Origin of the sequence: Georgenia phoenicis (assembly GCF_047302425.1) — a bacterium.
Lineage (GTDB): Bacteria > Actinomycetota > Actinomycetes > Actinomycetales > Actinomycetaceae > Oceanitalea.
This window is the reverse complement of sequence record NZ_CP154855.1, coordinates 862,449-876,673: the sequence shown is the minus strand read 5'-3', so window position 1 is coordinate 876,673 and position 14,225 is coordinate 862,449. Positions and strand designations below refer to the sequence as shown.

General features: G+C 74.2%; 15 protein-coding genes. 5 read left to right on the top strand and 10 right to left on the bottom strand.

Annotated features, from left to right (window positions below; all coding sequences use genetic code 11):
* Nucleotides 1-15 precede the first annotated feature (15 nt).
* On the top strand, nucleotides 16-1,851 hold the full coding sequence (locus AA0005_RS04375) for a phosphoenolpyruvate carboxykinase (GTP) (RefSeq protein ID WP_413452191.1): 1,836 nt from the start codon (nucleotides 16-18) through the stop codon (nucleotides 1,849-1,851).
* A 146-nt stretch (nucleotides 1,852-1,997) separates the two neighbouring features.
* On the opposite strand, the gene AA0005_RS04370 is transcribed toward AA0005_RS04375, so the two are convergent.
* Genes AA0005_RS04370 through AA0005_RS04360 form a run of 3 tightly spaced genes read right to left on the bottom strand, consistent with a single transcriptional unit; the run spans nucleotide 1,998 to nucleotide 5,177 of the window.
* Nucleotides 1,998-2,741 (bottom strand): exonuclease domain-containing protein, encoded by a 744-nt coding sequence (locus AA0005_RS04370; protein ID WP_413452190.1) that lies wholly within the window; start codon nucleotides 2,739-2,741, stop codon nucleotides 1,998-2,000.
* A gap of 37 nt (nucleotides 2,742-2,778) precedes the next feature.
* A complete protein-coding gene (gene guaB / locus AA0005_RS04365; RefSeq protein ID WP_413452189.1) occupies nucleotides 2,779-4,287 on the bottom strand; it encodes an IMP dehydrogenase in 1,509 nt (502 codons plus the stop codon).
* A 44-nt stretch (nucleotides 4,288-4,331) separates the two neighbouring features.
* Nucleotides 4,332-5,177 carry a MerR family transcriptional regulator gene (locus tag AA0005_RS04360; RefSeq protein ID WP_413452188.1) on the bottom strand — a complete coding sequence of 282 codons (846 nt, stop codon included), beginning with the start codon at nucleotides 5,175-5,177 and terminating at the stop codon, nucleotides 4,332-4,334.
* Nucleotides 5,178-5,478: 301 nt separating this feature from the next.
* Between AA0005_RS04360 and AA0005_RS04355 the strand changes: the two genes are divergently transcribed.
* Complete coding sequence (locus AA0005_RS04355) at nucleotides 5,479-5,769, top strand: WhiB family transcriptional regulator (protein ID WP_413452187.1); 291 nt, start codon at nucleotides 5,479-5,481, stop codon at nucleotides 5,767-5,769.
* Nucleotides 5,770-5,838: 69 nt separating this feature from the next.
* Here AA0005_RS04355 and groES read toward each other — a convergent pair whose 3' ends face one another.
* On the bottom strand, nucleotides 5,839-6,135 hold the full coding sequence (gene groES, locus AA0005_RS04350) for a co-chaperone GroES (RefSeq protein ID WP_152187742.1): 297 nt from the start codon (nucleotides 6,133-6,135) through the stop codon (nucleotides 5,839-5,841).
* 195 nt (nucleotides 6,136-6,330) lie between these two features.
* Between groES and AA0005_RS04345 the strand changes: the two genes are divergently transcribed.
* Together AA0005_RS04345 and AA0005_RS04340 are read left to right on the top strand one after the other, a co-directional pair.
* Complete coding sequence (locus tag AA0005_RS04345; RefSeq protein ID WP_413452186.1) at nucleotides 6,331-7,533, top strand: THUMP-like domain-containing protein; 1,203 nt, start codon at nucleotides 6,331-6,333, stop codon at nucleotides 7,531-7,533.
* 44 nt (nucleotides 7,534-7,577) lie between these two features.
* Entirely contained in the window at nucleotides 7,578-8,714 is a 1,137-nt protein-coding gene (locus tag AA0005_RS04340) for a glutamate--cysteine ligase (protein ID WP_413452185.1), read from the top strand.
* 83 nt (nucleotides 8,715-8,797) lie between these two features.
* Here AA0005_RS04340 and tsaD read toward each other — a convergent pair whose 3' ends face one another.
* Nucleotides 8,798-9,841 carry a tRNA (adenosine(37)-N6)-threonylcarbamoyltransferase complex transferase subunit TsaD gene (gene tsaD, locus AA0005_RS04335; RefSeq protein WP_413452184.1) on the bottom strand — a complete coding sequence of 348 codons (1,044 nt, stop codon included), beginning with the start codon at nucleotides 9,839-9,841 and terminating at the stop codon, nucleotides 8,798-8,800.
* A gap of 97 nt (nucleotides 9,842-9,938) precedes the next feature.
* Between tsaD and AA0005_RS04330 the strand changes: the two genes are divergently transcribed.
* Nucleotides 9,939-10,547 (top strand): malonic semialdehyde reductase, encoded by a 609-nt coding sequence (locus AA0005_RS04330; RefSeq protein WP_413452183.1) that lies wholly within the window; start codon nucleotides 9,939-9,941, stop codon nucleotides 10,545-10,547.
* Between the two features lie 3 nt (nucleotides 10,548-10,550).
* Here the strand turns inward: AA0005_RS04330 and rimI are convergent, their stop codons facing one another.
* From rimI to alr, 5 genes are read right to left on the bottom strand one after another with little or no spacing between them, the layout of a single operon-like run.
* Nucleotides 10,551-11,006 carry a ribosomal protein S18-alanine N-acetyltransferase gene (gene rimI / locus AA0005_RS04325; protein WP_413452182.1) on the bottom strand — a complete coding sequence of 152 codons (456 nt, stop codon included), beginning with the start codon at nucleotides 11,004-11,006 and terminating at the stop codon, nucleotides 10,551-10,553.
* A complete protein-coding gene (gene tsaB, locus AA0005_RS04320) occupies nucleotides 11,003-11,701 on the bottom strand; it encodes a tRNA (adenosine(37)-N6)-threonylcarbamoyltransferase complex dimerization subunit type 1 TsaB (RefSeq protein WP_413452181.1) in 699 nt (232 codons plus the stop codon). Before tsaB ends, rimI begins: the two co-directional genes overlap by 4 nt.
* 30 nt (nucleotides 11,702-11,731) lie before the next feature.
* On the bottom strand, nucleotides 11,732-12,538 hold the full coding sequence (locus AA0005_RS04315; protein ID WP_413452180.1) for a hypothetical protein: 807 nt from the start codon (nucleotides 12,536-12,538) through the stop codon (nucleotides 11,732-11,734).
* Nucleotides 12,535-13,062: a tRNA (adenosine(37)-N6)-threonylcarbamoyltransferase complex ATPase subunit type 1 TsaE gene (gene tsaE, locus AA0005_RS04310; RefSeq protein WP_413452179.1), complete on the bottom strand. Its 528-nt coding sequence runs from the start codon at nucleotides 13,060-13,062 to the stop codon at nucleotides 12,535-12,537. The genes AA0005_RS04315 and tsaE overlap by 4 nt, the downstream gene beginning before the upstream one ends.
* The gene (gene alr, locus AA0005_RS04305; protein WP_413452178.1) at nucleotides 13,059-14,207 is read right to left on the bottom strand and encodes an alanine racemase; all 1,149 of its coding nucleotides are present in this window, start codon (nucleotides 14,205-14,207) and stop codon (nucleotides 13,059-13,061) included. The genes tsaE and alr overlap by 4 nt, the downstream gene beginning before the upstream one ends.
* Between the last annotated feature and the right edge of the window lie 18 nt (nucleotides 14,208-14,225).

Below are 14,225 nucleotides of genomic sequence, written 5' to 3'. Positions count from 1 at the left end.
ACACGGAGGAGACCGATGACCACCGCCACCGCCACACCCGTCATGCACGGCCTGACCGTCGAGTCGCCGCGCCTGCTCGAGTGGGTCCAGGAGGTCGCCGAGCTGACCCAGCCGGAGAGCATCTACGTCTGCGACGGCTCGCAGGAGGAGTACGCCCGGCTCACCGCCGAGCTCGTCGCCGCGGGGACCTTCATCGCCCTCAACCCGGAGAAGCGGCCGAACAGCTTCCTCGCCCGCTCCGCACCGTCGGACGTCGCGCGTGTCGAGTCCCGCACCTTCATCTGCTCCGAGCGCGAGGAGGACGCCGGCCCGACGAACAACTGGGCCGAGCCCGGCGCCATGCGCGCGGAGCTCCGCGGCGTCTTCGCCGGCTCGATGCGCGGCCGCACGATGTACGTCGTGCCCTTCTCCATGGGTCCGGTCGGCGGACCGATCTCCCAGCTCGGCGTCGAGGTCACCGACTCGCCCTACGTCGTCGTCTCCATGCGGGTGATGACACGCATGGGCGCGGACGCGCTCGCCCAGATCCAGCAGGGGGCCGAGTGGGTCCCCGCGGTGCACTCCGTCGGCTTCCCGCTCGTCGACGACGACGGCGCCCCCCGCGCGGACGTCGCGTGGCCGTGCAACGACACGAAGTACATCTGCCACTTCCCCGAGACCCGGGAGATCTGGTCCTACGGCTCGGGTTACGGCGGCAACGCCCTGCTCGGCAAGAAGTGCTACGCGCTGCGCATCGCCTCGGTCATGGGCCGCGACGAGGGCTGGCTCGCCGAGCACATGCTCCTGCTCAAGGTGACCAGCCCGCGCGGCGAGGTGCGCCACCTCGCCGCCGCGTTCCCCTCGGCCTGCGGCAAGACGAACCTCGCCATGCTCCAGCCGACGCTTCCCGGGTGGAAGGCCGAGACGATCGGTGACGACATCGCCTGGATGCGCCCGGGCCCCGACGGCCGCCTGCGTGCCATCAACCCGGAGGCCGGCTTCTTCGGCGTCGCCCCCGGGACCGGGGAGTCGACGAACCCGACGGCGGTCGCCGCGCTGGGCCGCGACGTCGTCTTCACCAACGTCGCCCTCACGGACGACGGCGACGTGTGGTGGGAGGGGCTCACCGACGAGCCGCCCGCCCACCTGGTCGACTGGCAGGGCCAGGACTGGACGCCGGACAGCGGCCGTCCCGCCGCCCACCCGAACTCCCGCTTCACCGTCCGGGCCGACCAGGCGCCGTCCATCGCCCCCGAGTGGGAGGACCTCGACGGCGTGCCCGTCGACGCGATCCTCTTCGGCGGGCGCCGGGCGACGAACGTGCCGCTCGTCGCCGAGGCCTACGACTGGGAGCACGGGGTGTTCATGGGCGCCACCGTCTCCTCCGAGCAGACGGCCGCGGCCGAGGGCACGGTCGGGGCGCTGCGCCGCGACCCCTTCGCCATGCTGCCCTTCTGCGGCTACAACATGGCCGACTACTGGACGCACTGGCTGCGGATGGGCGAGCGCCTCGGCGACGGCGCACCGCGGATCTTCCAGGTGAACTGGTTCCGCAAGGGGCAGGACGGCCGCTTCCTGTGGCCCGGCTTCGGGGAGAACTCGAGGGTCGTCGCGTGGATCACCGAGCGGGTCGCGGGCAACGTCGGCGCCGAGGACGGCGTCACCGGTCGCGTCCCGGAGGCCGGCGACCTCCCCCTCGACGGGCTGGAGATTGACGACGCCGACCTCGCCGAGCTCTTCGCCGTCGACCGCGCCGCGTGGGAGGACGAGGCCGCCCAGACAGAGGAGTACTTCGCCCAGTTCGGCGACCGGCTCCCGCCCGAGCTCAGCGAGCAGCTGGCCGCCCTGCGGGAGCGGCTGGCGGCCGGGTAGCGACAAGCGCGCCGCGACACCTGCGGCGTCGGCGGTAAGTGCACTCTCGGCGGTAAGTGCACTCTCGGCGGTAAGTGCGCTCTCGGCGGTAAGTGAGCTGTCGGCGACAAGTGAGCTGTCGGCGGGAGGGGCGGGGCGGAGGGCGCTCAGGCCACGGGGAGGAGGGCGGGGAGCCACTCGAGCTCCGGGCCGGGGCCGGTGCGCCCGTTCTCGGCGCGCCACGCGGTGAGCTCCGCCGCCCACTCCCGGTAGCAGTCGCGCTGCCACTCGTGCAGCTCGGCGAGGCCGCGGGCGGGCAGCTCGGGGAAGGCGCGGACCAGGCAGTCGAGCACCTCGAGGGTGGCGGCGACGTCGACCTCGGCGGTGTGCAGCCGGGCCAGCGCCTCGACCCGGTAGTGCTCGCACAGGTCGACGAGCCTGCGGGCGCCGGGCCGCTCCCGGTCGAGCGCGCGGTCGATGACGAGGGGGTCGAGCACGGGGCCGGGCGCCCGGCCCAGGCGCTCGGCCAGCGTGGGCAGCCCCCACCGGACGAGCTCGTGGTCGAGCAGCGTGAGGTCGTAGCTCGCGTTGTACGCGACGACCGGGACCCCGGAGCGGAAGGCGTCGACGAGCTCCCCGGCGATCTCCGCCAGCGCCACGCGCGGGGCGGCACCCTTGGCGCGCGCGTGCGCGGTGGTGATGCCGTGGATGTCGCTGGCGACGGTGGGGATCTCGACCCCGGGGTCGATGAGCCAGGTCCGCTGCCGGGTGCCGGCGGCATCGCGCCGGACGAGGGCCGCGGTGACGATCCGGTCCTCGCGCACGTCCACGCCGGTGGTCTCGGTGTCGAAGCCGAGCACCGGCCCGCGTGCCCAGTCGCTCACGGCTCCCGGGGCTGCGCCGTCGTCCATGTCCCTCACTGTGCCAGAGGGCACCGACATCCGAGCCTCAGCGGGTGTAGTTCGGCGCCTCGACCGTCAGCTGGACGTCGTGGGGGTGGGACTCCTTGAGCCCGGCGGAGGTGATCCGCACGAACTTGCCCTTCTCCGCGAGCTCGACGAGGTTGTGCGCACCGACGTAGAACATCGACTGGTGCAGCCCGCCGATGAGCTGGTAGGCCACCGCGGACAGCGGGCCGCGGTAGGGCACCTGACCCTCGATGCCCTCGGGCACGATCTTGTCGTCGGTGTCGACGTCGGCCTGGAAGTAGCGGTCCTTGGAGTAGGACACCCGCCCGCGGGAGGCCATCGCCCCGAGGGAGCCCATGCCGCGGTAGTGCTTGTACTGCTTGCCGTTGACGAAGACGAGGTCGCCGGGGCTCTCGTCGCAGCCCGCGAGGAGCGAGCCGAGCATGACGGTGTCCGCGCCGGCGACGAGCGCCTTGGCGATGTCGCCGGAGTACTGCAGGCCGCCGTCGCCGATGACCGGGACACCGGCCGGCTTGCACGCCTGGGCGGCGAGGTGGATCGCGCTGACCTGCGGGACGCCGACACCGGCGACGACGCGGGTGGTGCAGATCGAGCCCGGGCCGACGCCGACCTTGACGGCGTCCGCACCGGCGTCGACGAGCGCCTGCGCGCCCTCGCGGGTGGCGACGTTGCCGCCGATGACCTGGACGTGGCTGGTGGCCGGGTCCTTCTTCAGGCGGGTGACCATCTCGAGCAGCAGCCGGGCGTGGCCGTTGGCGGTGTCCGCGACGAGGACGTCCACACCGGCGTCGACGAGGGCGGTGGCCCGCTCCCAGGCGTCGCCGAAGAAGCCGATCGCCGCGCCCACGCGCAGGCGCCCCTCGGCGTCCTTGGTGGCCAGCGGGTACTGCTCGGACTTGACGAAGTCCTTGACGGTGATGAGACCCTGGAGCACGCCGTCGGCGTCCACGAGGGGCAGCTTCTCGATCTTGTGCTGCGCGAGCAGCCCCGCGGCGTCGTCGCGGCTGATGCCGACGGGGCCGGTGACCAGCGGCATGGGAGTCATGACGTCGCGCACGAGGCGGCCCTCGAACTCGGACCTGTCGATGAAGGCGGTGTCGCGGTTGGTGATGATGCCGAGCAGCACGCCGCGCTCGTCGACGACCGGCAGCCCGGAGACGCGGTAGCGCGCGCACAGCGCGTCGAGCTCGGCCAGGGTGGCCTCCGGCCCGACCGTCACGGGGTCGGTGATCATCCCCGACTCCGAGCGCTTGACGGTCTGCACCTGCTGGGCCTGCGCCTCGATGGACAGGTTGCGGTGGAGGATCCCGATGCCGCCCTGGCGGGCCATGGCGATCGCCATGCGGGACTCGGTCACGGTGTCCATGGCGGCCGAGAGCAGCGGCACGCGCAGGGAGATCTCCTTGGTCAGCCGCGCCGTCGTGTCCACCTCGGAGGGGATGACGTCGGTCGGTCCGGGCAGCAGGAGGACGTCGTCGTAGGTGAGGCCGGTGAAGCCGAACGGATCTGTCGCGTGGGAGTCACTCACGCCCCTGATCCTACGTGGGTGGACCGGCGGAGGTGGAGATGGCCTCAGTCACGGACGACGGCGGCGATCTCCGCCACCGCCGCGGCCGCGGTGCGCACCCGGTGGACGTGCCGCATCCACAGCGAGGGGCTCTCGTCACCGAGGAGGAAGACGTCGACGTCGCCGCGCTGGGAGGCCTGGACGACCGTCTCCTCCGCCCGCGGCGGGTTGCCGACGACGGCGAGCACGGTCGCCTCGCCGTCGGGCAGCCAGGTGAGCTGCCCGTCCGGGGGCAGGTGCTCGGCGGGGACGACGAGCGCCCCGACGCCGGCCTCGGCGAGGCCCCCGGCGATGACGTGCGCACGCACGCGGTCGACCCCGGCGGCGAGGATGCGCACCGGGGCGGGCCCGCTGACGGCGAGTGCGCGGATCGCCTGCATGAGTCCCAGCTGGATGACGCCGTGGGGGTCGCTGCCGGGCCGCTCGGCCAGCCGGTGGCGGCCCTGGTCGATCATCTCGGCCGCGGGACGCACGAGGTCGGTCCACATGGCGACGACACCGGCCTCACGGCTGGCGCGGTGAAGCATCCGGTGGACGCGGCCGAGGTCCGGCTCGACGGCGGCGGCGGCGAGGGTGAGCGGGTCGAGGGACAGCGACTCGTCGTCGTTGTCCTCCTCGGGCCCGGGCTGCTCGTGGCCGCTGGGCTCGCCCGAACCGGACTCGGTGGCGATGCGGGCCGCGTCCACGGGCGCGACGCCCCGCAGGGTCAGGCGCCGCATCGTCTGGAGGCGGGCGACGTCCTCGGGCGTGTAGCGGCGGTGGCTGCCCGCCTGGTGCGCGGACGGCCCCAGGCCGTAGCGCCGGTCCCAGGTGCGCAGGGTCGACGCTGCCACGCCCAGGGTTCGCGCCACGGCGGCCACCGTCAGAGGCGCGGCCTCCATCCGGGAATCCCCGTGGGTTCCTCGAGCCACCAGCCCTCCTTCGTCGGCCTCGATTCTGCACCCCCGAGAGTGCGCCAGCGAGTCCGCCGCGCCCGAGCAGCGCGATCTCGCGCCGTTGCGCCGTTCATGACGCGGTTGGCGCCCGTTCGCGGAGCGTTTCATGAACTACTTCCGGAAGGGGCTTGAACAAGTAGTGCATCGCTTGCTAGGTTCAACGTCATTGGCCCCGCGGCACCGAAGTCGCACACCACGGATGTGAAGGAGTACGACGATGGCAGAGCTCAGCAGGCTTCCCGGCCCCGTGATGGACCTGTGGGAGTGGCAGTACCAGGGCAAGTGCCGCGAGGCCGACCCCAACCTCTTCTTCCACCCCGAGGGCGAGCGGGGTGGCACGCGCCGTCGTCGCGACGAGGCGGCCAAGGCCGTGTGCGCCGAGTGCCCCGTCATCCAGCAGTGCCGCGAGCACGCTCTCAAGGTCCGCGAGCCCTACGGCGTGTGGGGCGGCCTGTCCGAGGACGAGCGCCAGCAGATCCTCACCACCCCCCTGCGTCGCGCGAGCTGACGCCACCGTCGTACGACGAAGGGCCCCGGTCGATCGACCGGGGCCCTTCGCTGTGCGTCTAGGAGGACGTCACTTCTCGACGACGGCGAGGACGTCGCGCGCGGAGAGGATGAGGTACTCCTCTCCGGCGTACTTCACCTCGGTGCCGCCGTACTTGCTGTAGATGACGACGTCACCCACGGCCACGTCCACGGGGACGCGGTTGCCCTTGTCGTCGACGCGGCCGGGGCCGACGGCGACGACGGAGCCCTCCTGGGGCTTCTCCTGGGCGGTGTCCGGGATGACGAGGCCAGACGCGGTGGTCTGCTCGGCCTCGAGGGTCTGCACGACGATGCGGTCCTCGAGGGGCTTGATGGAGACCGACACTGCGGACCTCCCCTTCGCTTAGGTGAGTAACGGAACAAGGTCAGGTCGCACCGTCCCCGGTGGGCCGCCGTCGCGGGGGTCGGCCCTGGTTCTGGTGCAGGCGCGGGGCCCTGGAGCCACCGCACCGCCAAATCTATGCCCGGGTTAGCACTCGGTCAAGGCGAGTGCCAACGCGTCGGCGCCTACGATCGTCGGGTGGACGCCAGTGCGCTGAGCAAGCTGCTCTCCCCCGAGGGCTGGGCCCTGCTCGGCCAGCTCCCGCCCTACGACGAGACCACCGCGCTCACCCTGTCGACCGCACTGCGCGAGCGGGGCCTGGACCCCGAGCTCGTGGCGTCCGCGATGACCCAGTCGCGGCTGCGGGCGAAGGGCCGCGCGAAGTTCGGCGAGTTCGCCGACGGGATGCTCTTCACCCAGGCGGGCCTCGAGCAGTCCACCCGGCTGCCCGTCGCGGCCCACCACGCCGCACGCTTCGCCGCTGCGGGCTCCACCCTCGTGGCGGACCTCGGCTGCGGGATCGGCGGGGACGCGATGGCCATGGGGGCGCTGGGCATCCCCGTGCTCGCCGTCGAGCTCGACGAGCTCACCGCCGCGGTCGCGACCGTCAACCTGCGCCACTTCCCGGAGGTCACCGTCGTCCACGGCGACGCGCTCGCCACCGACCTCGACGGCGTCGACGCCGTCTTCGCCGACCCCGCCCGGCGCACCCGCGGCGGGCGGCGCATCTTCGACCCGAGCGCCTACTCCCCCTCCCTCGACGACGTCCTCGCCCTCCGCGGGCGGGTGCCGGCCCTCGGGCTCAAGGTGGCACCCGGCATCCCCCACACGGGGCTGCCCGCCGACGCGCACGCCCAGTGGGTGAGCGTCGCCGGCGAGGTCGTCGAGGCCGGCCTGTGGTTCGGGCCCCTCGCTCCCGAGGGCCCCGGGCGCAGCGCCCTCGTCCTGGACAGGGAGGGCCAGGCGCACCGCCTCGCGTCGGAGGTCGACGCCGCCGACGCCCCCGTCCGCGCCGGGCAGGTCCAGCCCTTGGACCACTACCTCTACGAGCCCGACGGCGCGGTCATCCGGGCGGGCCTCGTCGCCCTCGCCGGGGAGGAGGTGGGCGCCGGGCTGGTCGCCGACTCGATCGCCTACCTCACCGGCCCGCGGCTGGTCCACACGCCCTTCCTCACCGCCTACCGGGTCCTCGACTCCTTCCCCTTCGCGCTCAAGACGCTGCGCGCCTACCTGCGGGACCGGCAGGTGGGGACCGTGACGATCAAGAAGCGCGGCACCGCCGTCGAGCCGGGACAGCTGCGCCGCCAGCTCTCGCCGAGCGGCCCCAACGCGGCGACGATCGTCCTCACCCGGGTCGCGGGCCGGCAGAGCGTCGTCGTCGTCGAGCCGGTCGGCGCGTAGCGGACGCGGGGCGCGCCGGGCCGCCGGACGGCATCATGTCCACCATGGAGATCGACTTCGCCCCGTCGGCGCGATCGACGGTGGGGATCGAGTGGGAGCTCGCCCTCGTCGACGTCGACTCCGGTGACCTGCGCCAGGTGGCCGAGACCGTGCTCGACGCCGTCACGCCTCCCGGCGCCGACTCGCACCCCCACATCCACCCCGAGCTGCTGCTCAACACCATCGAGGTCGTCTCCGGTGTCGCGACGACGGTACGCGCGGCGGGTGCCGACCTCGAGCGCACCATCGGGGAGCTGCGGCAGGTGCTCGAGCCGCTGCGCGTGGACCTCATGTGCGCGGGCACCCACCCCTTCGCGCGCTACGACATCCAGCGGGTGACGAACAAGGAGCGCTACGCGACGCTCATCGACCGCACCCAGTGGTGGGGCCGGCAGATGGTCATCTACGGCGTCCACGTGCACGTCGGCATCGAGGACCGGCGCAAGGTGCTGCCGATCCTGCGCGCGCTGCTGTGCTACCTGCCCCACCTCCAGTCCCTCGCCTCCTCCTCCCCCTTCTGGGCGGGGCGCGACACCGGCTACGCCTCCAACCGGGCGCTGCTGTTCCAGCAGCTGCCCACCGCGGGGCTGCCGCAGGTCTTCGACGAGTGGCACGAGCTCGAGGCCTACGCCCGGGACATGCTCCACACCGGCGTCATCGACCACCTCAACGAGATCCGGTGGGACATCCGCCCCGCGCCGCACCTGGGCACCCTCGAGCTGCGCGTCTTCGACGGCGCCTCCAACCTCAGCGAGGTCCTCGCGCTGGCCGCGCTCGTCCACTGCCTCGTCGAGCACTTCTCGACGATGCTCGACGACGGCGAGGAGCTGCCGCGGATGCCGCAGTGGTTCCTCCAGGAGAACAAGTGGCGCTCGGCGCGCTACGGCATGGACGCCATCGTCATCCTCGACGCCGCCGGCAACGAGCAGCTCGTCAGCGAGGCGGTGACCGACCTGCTCCCTCGGCTCGAGCCGGTCGCCGAGCGCCTCGACTGCCTGCCCGAGCTCGACGGCATCCGCACGATCCTCACCAAGGGCGCCTCCTACCAGCGCCAGCGCCGGGTCGCGCGCCGCCACGACGGCGACCTCGACGCCGTCGTCGCCTCGCTCGTGGCGGAGATGAAGGCGGGCCGCCCGCTCTAGGGCGTCGGTCCACGGCACCCAACGCTTGCGTCGCCCTTTCCCGCCCCCCGGAAGGGGCGGAAGGTGCGACGCAAGCGCCGCGGTCAGGCGCGGACGGTGGTGAGGGGCATGCCCGAGTCGACGGGGATGTCGACGGCGGAGGGCGCGACGCCGGAGCGGAGCATCGCCGAGCCCAGGGCCGCGATCATCGCGCCGTTGTCGGTGCAGTAGCGGATCGGCGGGATGCGCACCTCGATCCCCTGCTCCGCACCGCGCTCGGCGGCCAGCTCGCGCAGCCGCGAGTTCGCCGAGAAGCCGCCGCCGATGACGACGGTCCGGGTGCCCGTGCGCTCGCAGGCCGCGAGGGTCTTGGTGACGAGGACGTCGGCGACCGCCTCGGAGAAGGAAGCGGCGACGTCGGCGGCGGGCAGCTCCTCACCCGCGTCCTCGACGCCCTCGACGTACCGGGCGACGGCGGTCTTGAGGCCGGAGAAGGAGAAGTCGTAGGGGTGGCGGGCCAGGTCCTTGCCCTTGGACAGGCCGCGCGGGAAGCGGATCGCGGCGCGGTCCCCCTGCTGGGAGAGGCGGTCGACGTGCGGGCCGCCGGGGTAGGGCAGCCCGAGGAGGCGGCCGACCTTGTCGAAGGCCTCACCGGCCGCGTCGTCGAGGGTCTGGCCGAGCTCGACGACGTCGGTCGCGATGTCGCGCACCTCGAGCAGGCTGGTGTGGCCGCCGGAGACGACGAGCCCGACGAAGTGCTCGGGGAAGGCGCCGTGGACGAGCTCGTCGACGGCGATGTGCCCGATGACGTGGTTGACGCCGTACAGCGGCCGCTCCAGCGCCAGCGCCAAGGACTTCGCGGCTGCCAGACCCACCGTGAGGGAGCCGACGAGACCGGGCCCGGCGGTGACGGCGACGGCGTCGACGTCCTCGAGGCGGCAGCCCGCGGCGTCGAGCGCGGCGTCGAGCGTGGGGACGAAGGCCTCGAGGTGGGCGCGGCTGGCAACCTCCGGGACGATGCCGCCGAAGCGGGCGTGCTCGTCCATGGAGGAGGCGGTGACGTCGGCCAGCAGCTCGCGGCCCCGCACGAGGGCGAAGCCGGTCTCGTCGCAGCTCGTCTCGATGCCGAGGACCAGGGGTTCACTCACCCCCACAGGGTAGTGCGCCCGCCGCCCGGCAACACCTGTGGCCGACCTCACAGGGCGCCGCCGGATGGTTCCCCGGCCGCTGGAGGTTGCCGTGGACATGAGCACCGACGTCCTTGCCGCCACCGAGCTCCACCGCGCCCTCTTCCACGACGCGCGCACGACCAACACCTTCACCGCGGAGCCGGTGGACGTCGCGCTCGTGCGTGAGGTGTACGAGGCGGTGCGCTGGGCCCCGACGGCGATGAACTGCCAGCCGCTGCGGCTGGCGGTCGTCGAGTCGGCCGACGCCCGCGAGCGCCTCGTGGCTCACATGAACCAGGGCAACAAGGCCAAGACGCTGGCCGCGCCGCTGAGCATCGTCGCGGCCTACGACCCGGCCTTCCACGAGCACCTCGAGGTCCTCGCCCCCCACCGCGCCGGGGCGCGGGAGAAGATGGCGGGCGACCCGGAGTTCCGCGAGACCTTCGCCCGGACGAACGGTCTCATCCAGCTCGGCTACCTCATCCTCGGCCTGCGCGCGGCCGGCCTCGCGGTGGGTCCGATGACCGGCCTGGACGCCGCCGGCCTCGACGCCGAGCTCTTCGCCGGCTCCGGCTGGCGCACCCTGGCCGTCCTCAACGTCGGGCACGGCGCGAGCGACGAGCCCGACGCCGTGCGTCCGCGTGCGGGCCGGCTCGACTTCGCGACCGCCGCCGTCGTCCTCTGAGGGCTACGGGGCGAGGTCGCCCTGGCCCCTGCGGAGGGTGAGCCGCATGACGACGGCGTCCTCGTCGCCGTAGTAGCGCGGCCGGGTGCCGATCGGCTCGAAGCCGGCGCGCTCGTAGAGGCGCAGCGCCGTCGCGTTGCCCGCGCGCACCTCGAGGAAGACGTGCCGGGAGCGTGCCGCACGCGCCTGCTCGAGCAGGTCGGCGAGCAGCGCGGCGCCGATCCCCTGGCCGCGGTGGCTCCCGGCGACGCCCACCGTCATGACCTCGGCGTCCGCCCCGAGCGCGATCCCCGCGTAGCCGACGACGACGCCGTCCCGCTCGGCCGCGACGTAGTAGCGCCCCGGCTGGCCGAGCTCGGAGAGGTAGGTCGCCCACGACCACGCGCCGCGGCCGAAGAGCTCGTGCTCGAGCTCGACGACGCGCTCGAGGTCGTCCTCCCGCAGCGGCCGCAGGGTCACGACGCGCGCTTGCGCGCCGCCGCCGGGGTGACGTCGGGGCGGCGCAGGTACAGCGGCTCGGTGCCGAGCGCGACCTTCTCGCCGGCCTCCGCCCGTGCCAGGCGGGCGCGCACGATCCGGGCCAGCACGGCGGCGTCGACCTCGTCGGGCGTGCCGGGCGTGGGCGGCAGGACGTCGGCGTAGAGCAGCGCACCGGGGCCGGCGACGACGACGGGGCCCTGGTCGACCGCCGCGTCCAGCGGGTCCTCGGCCAGCTCGGCAGCCGGGCCCACGCGCGGGCCCGAGAGGGTCTCGACGTCGTCGGCGCCGAGCGCGCGGTACCGGGCGGAGTAGACCTCCTTGCGGCGGGCGTCGCCGAGGACGAGGGCGGTGGCGCCGGGGTGCAGGTCGAGCACCTGCCGGGCGAGGACGTCGAGGCTGCTGACGCCGTAAACCGGGATGCCGCGCGCCCGGCCGAAGGTCAGGGCGGTGACGAGACCGACCCTCAGGCCGGTGTACGGCGCCGGGCCGGTGCCCACCGCGACCCTTCCGACGTCGGACGCGCCGGCGGTCGTGAGCACCTCGGTCACGAGGGCGGCCAGCCGCTCGGCGTGGCCGCGGTGGTCGGCGCTGCGGGCGCGGGCCAGCACACCGGCGTCGTCGTCGTGGAGGGCCACGGCGCTGCCGGCGGAGGTGTCGATGCACAGGGTTCGCACGCGACCAGGGTAGTCCGGTCGCGGCGGCCCTCACTCGCCGGGCCGCTCCGGGCCGGGCTCCTCGGTGACCTCGACGTCGTCGGGCGGGGGTGCCATCCCGGCGTGGACGTCGGCAGCGATGCGGGAGTCGGCCTGGCGGTACTGGCGCAGGAGGAGGATCGCCACGCCCACGCCGGCGAGGACGATGACACCGATGGGGATGAGCGGGGACAGCGGGGCGTCCTCGTCCTCGGTACGGCTCGGCTCGGACGTGGGCGGCGCCTCCCCCCGCCACGCGGCGAGGAACTGCTGGAAGACTTCGGCGGGCAGGGCGCCCTGGAGGACCGTCCGGGCTCCCTCGGTGAGCGGCCACACCTCGTTCTCGAGCAGGCCGAACCAGCCCTCGACCGTGTCGTCGCGGATGAGGACGGTCCCGGCGGGCACGGCCTGGAGGGCGCCGGCGAGCTCGGTCTCCTCGACGACGTCGAGGAGACTCAGCGGACCGTCCTCGGCCCCGGCGCGGACCACGCCGAGCGGCTCGGGCGTTTCCCCCGACTGCCGCACGACGGGTGCCACCCACTCCTCGAGCGGCTCGGCAGGCACGTCGGGTGCCTCCCCCGAGACGTAGTCCTCGTTCCACGTGGCCACGCGACGCGGCGGGCCGAGCGTGAGGTCCTCCGGCGCGCCGAGCTCCGCGGCGGCCTCCTCGCCCTGCGCGGCGAACCACGCGGAGACCTCGGCGGGCACACCGGTGGACGGCCCGCTCGGCGTCGGCTCGGGCGTTGCCGCGGCCGCGGCCGCCGGGTGGAGCAGGAGGACGGCCGCCAGGAGCACCCCGGCGAGCCGGCGGCTGCTCACCGACCGGCCCCGGCGGCGTCGGCCGGCTGCCCGAGCGCGGCGGCGAGGTCGACGCCCTCCCACCGCGGCCCGTGGGCCCGGATCGTCACGCTGCGCGCGCCGGCGTCGGCGACCTCGTCGTCCGCGCTGAGCCCGCCGCGGGGGCGGGCGACCATGATCTCGAGGCGGTCCTCGGCGAGGCCCTCGACCAGGCCCTCGCCCCACTCGACGACGGTGACGGAGTCCTCCAGGGAGCTGTCGAGGTCGAGCGCGTCGACCTCCGCGAGGGACTGGAGGCGGTAGGCGTCGACGTGGACGAGGTCCGGCCCCGCCCCCAGGCTCGGGTGGGCGCGGGCGATGATGAAGGTCGGCGAGGCCACCTGGCCGCGCACGCCGAGGCCGGCGCCGATGCCCTGCGTGAGCGTCGTCTTGCCGGCGCCGAGGTCCCCGGTGAGGACGACGAGGTCCCCGGCCCGCAGGACGCCGGCCAGCCGGCGTCCGAGCTCGCGGGTGGCCTCGGGGTCGGCGGGCTGCCAGGTGCTCATGGGGTCTCCTCCTGCGAGACGTGGGTGCGGGGGATGCGGCTGCCGAGCCGGGTGACGATCTCGTAGCTGATGGTGCCGGTCGCGTCGGCCCAGTCCTGCGCCGTCGGGACGCCGTCGCGGGCGTCGCCGAGGAGCACGGCGACGTCCCCGACCGACACGTCCCCGCCGTCAGGCCCGAGGTCGACGACCACCTGGTCCATGCTCACCCGCCCGGCCACCCGGGTGTGGTGGCGGCCGACGCGGACCGGTCCGGCGTTGCCGGCGTGCCGCGGGATCCCGTCACCGTAGCCCAGGGGCAGCAGCGCGAGCCGCCCCGGCGACGGCGTCGTGTAGGTATGTCCGTACCCGACGGGCGTCCCGGCGGGGACGTCCTTGACGTGAATGACCTCCGCCTCCAGGCGCAGCGCGGCGTGCAGCCCGAGGGCGACGGCGTTCGCGACGTCCGGGGCGGGTGAGAGCCCGTAGAGCGCGAGTCCCGGGCGCACGAGGTCGAGGTGGGTGTCGGGGTGGAACAGGGTGCCGGAGGAGGCGGCGAGGTGGCGGACGGCGGGGCGCAGCCCGGCGCGCTCGGCCACGGCGACGGCGTCGCGGAAGGCCGCGAGCTGCGCGGCGGTCGTCGGCTGGTCCGGCTCGTCACCCCGCGCCAGGTGCGACCACACCCCGACGACGTCGACGGTCCCCTCCGCCGCGAGACGGGCCGCGTGGTCGACGAGCTCCTCCCACGCCTCGGGCCGGGCGCCGCCGCGGCCCATGCCGGTGTCGGCCTTGAGGTGCACGCGGGCGGCCCGGCCGGTGCAAAGCGCGGCCGCGGCGAGCTCCTCCAGCGCCCACGGCGCGGACGCCGAGAGGTCGAGGCGGGCGGTGACGGCCTCGGCGAGCGGCGCCCCGGGCCCGTAGAGCCAGGTGAGCAGGGGCGCGTCGACGCCCGCGGCACGCAGCTCGAGGGCCTCGCCGAGCTGGGCGACGCCGAGCCAGGTGGCCCCGGCGGCGAGCGCCGAGCGGGAGACCGGCACGATCCCGTGGCCGTAGGCGTCGGCCTTGACGACGGCCATGACCTCCGCGCGGCCCGCGACGGCGCGCAGCCGTTCGACGTTCGCGCGGATGGCGGCATGGTCGACGACCGCCCGTGCCGGGTAGTAGCTCACAGTGCTCGAGTCTGCCAC

Bases quoted from the DNA above. Each gene is read 5' to 3' on its own strand.
- AA0005_RS04330 (WP_413452183.1), top strand. From the start codon at position 9,939: ATGAGCACCGACGTCCTTGCCGCCACCGAGCTCCACCGCGCCCTCTTC.
- AA0005_RS04375 (WP_413452191.1), top strand. From the start codon at position 16: ATGACCACCGCCACCGCCACACCCGTCATGCACGGCCTGACCGTCGAG.
- AA0005_RS04340 (WP_413452185.1), top strand. From the start codon at position 7,578: ATGGAGATCGACTTCGCCCCGTCGGCGCGATCGACGGTGGGGATCGAG.
- AA0005_RS04355 (WP_413452187.1), top strand. From the start codon at position 5,479: ATGGCAGAGCTCAGCAGGCTTCCCGGCCCCGTGATGGACCTGTGGGAG.
- tsaE (WP_413452179.1), bottom strand. From the start codon at position 13,062: ATGAGCACCTGGCAGCCCGCCGACCCCGAGGCCACCCGCGAGCTCGGA.
- AA0005_RS04370 (WP_413452190.1), bottom strand. From the start codon at position 2,741: ATGGACGACGGCGCAGCCCCGGGAGCCGTGAGCGACTGGGCACGCGGG.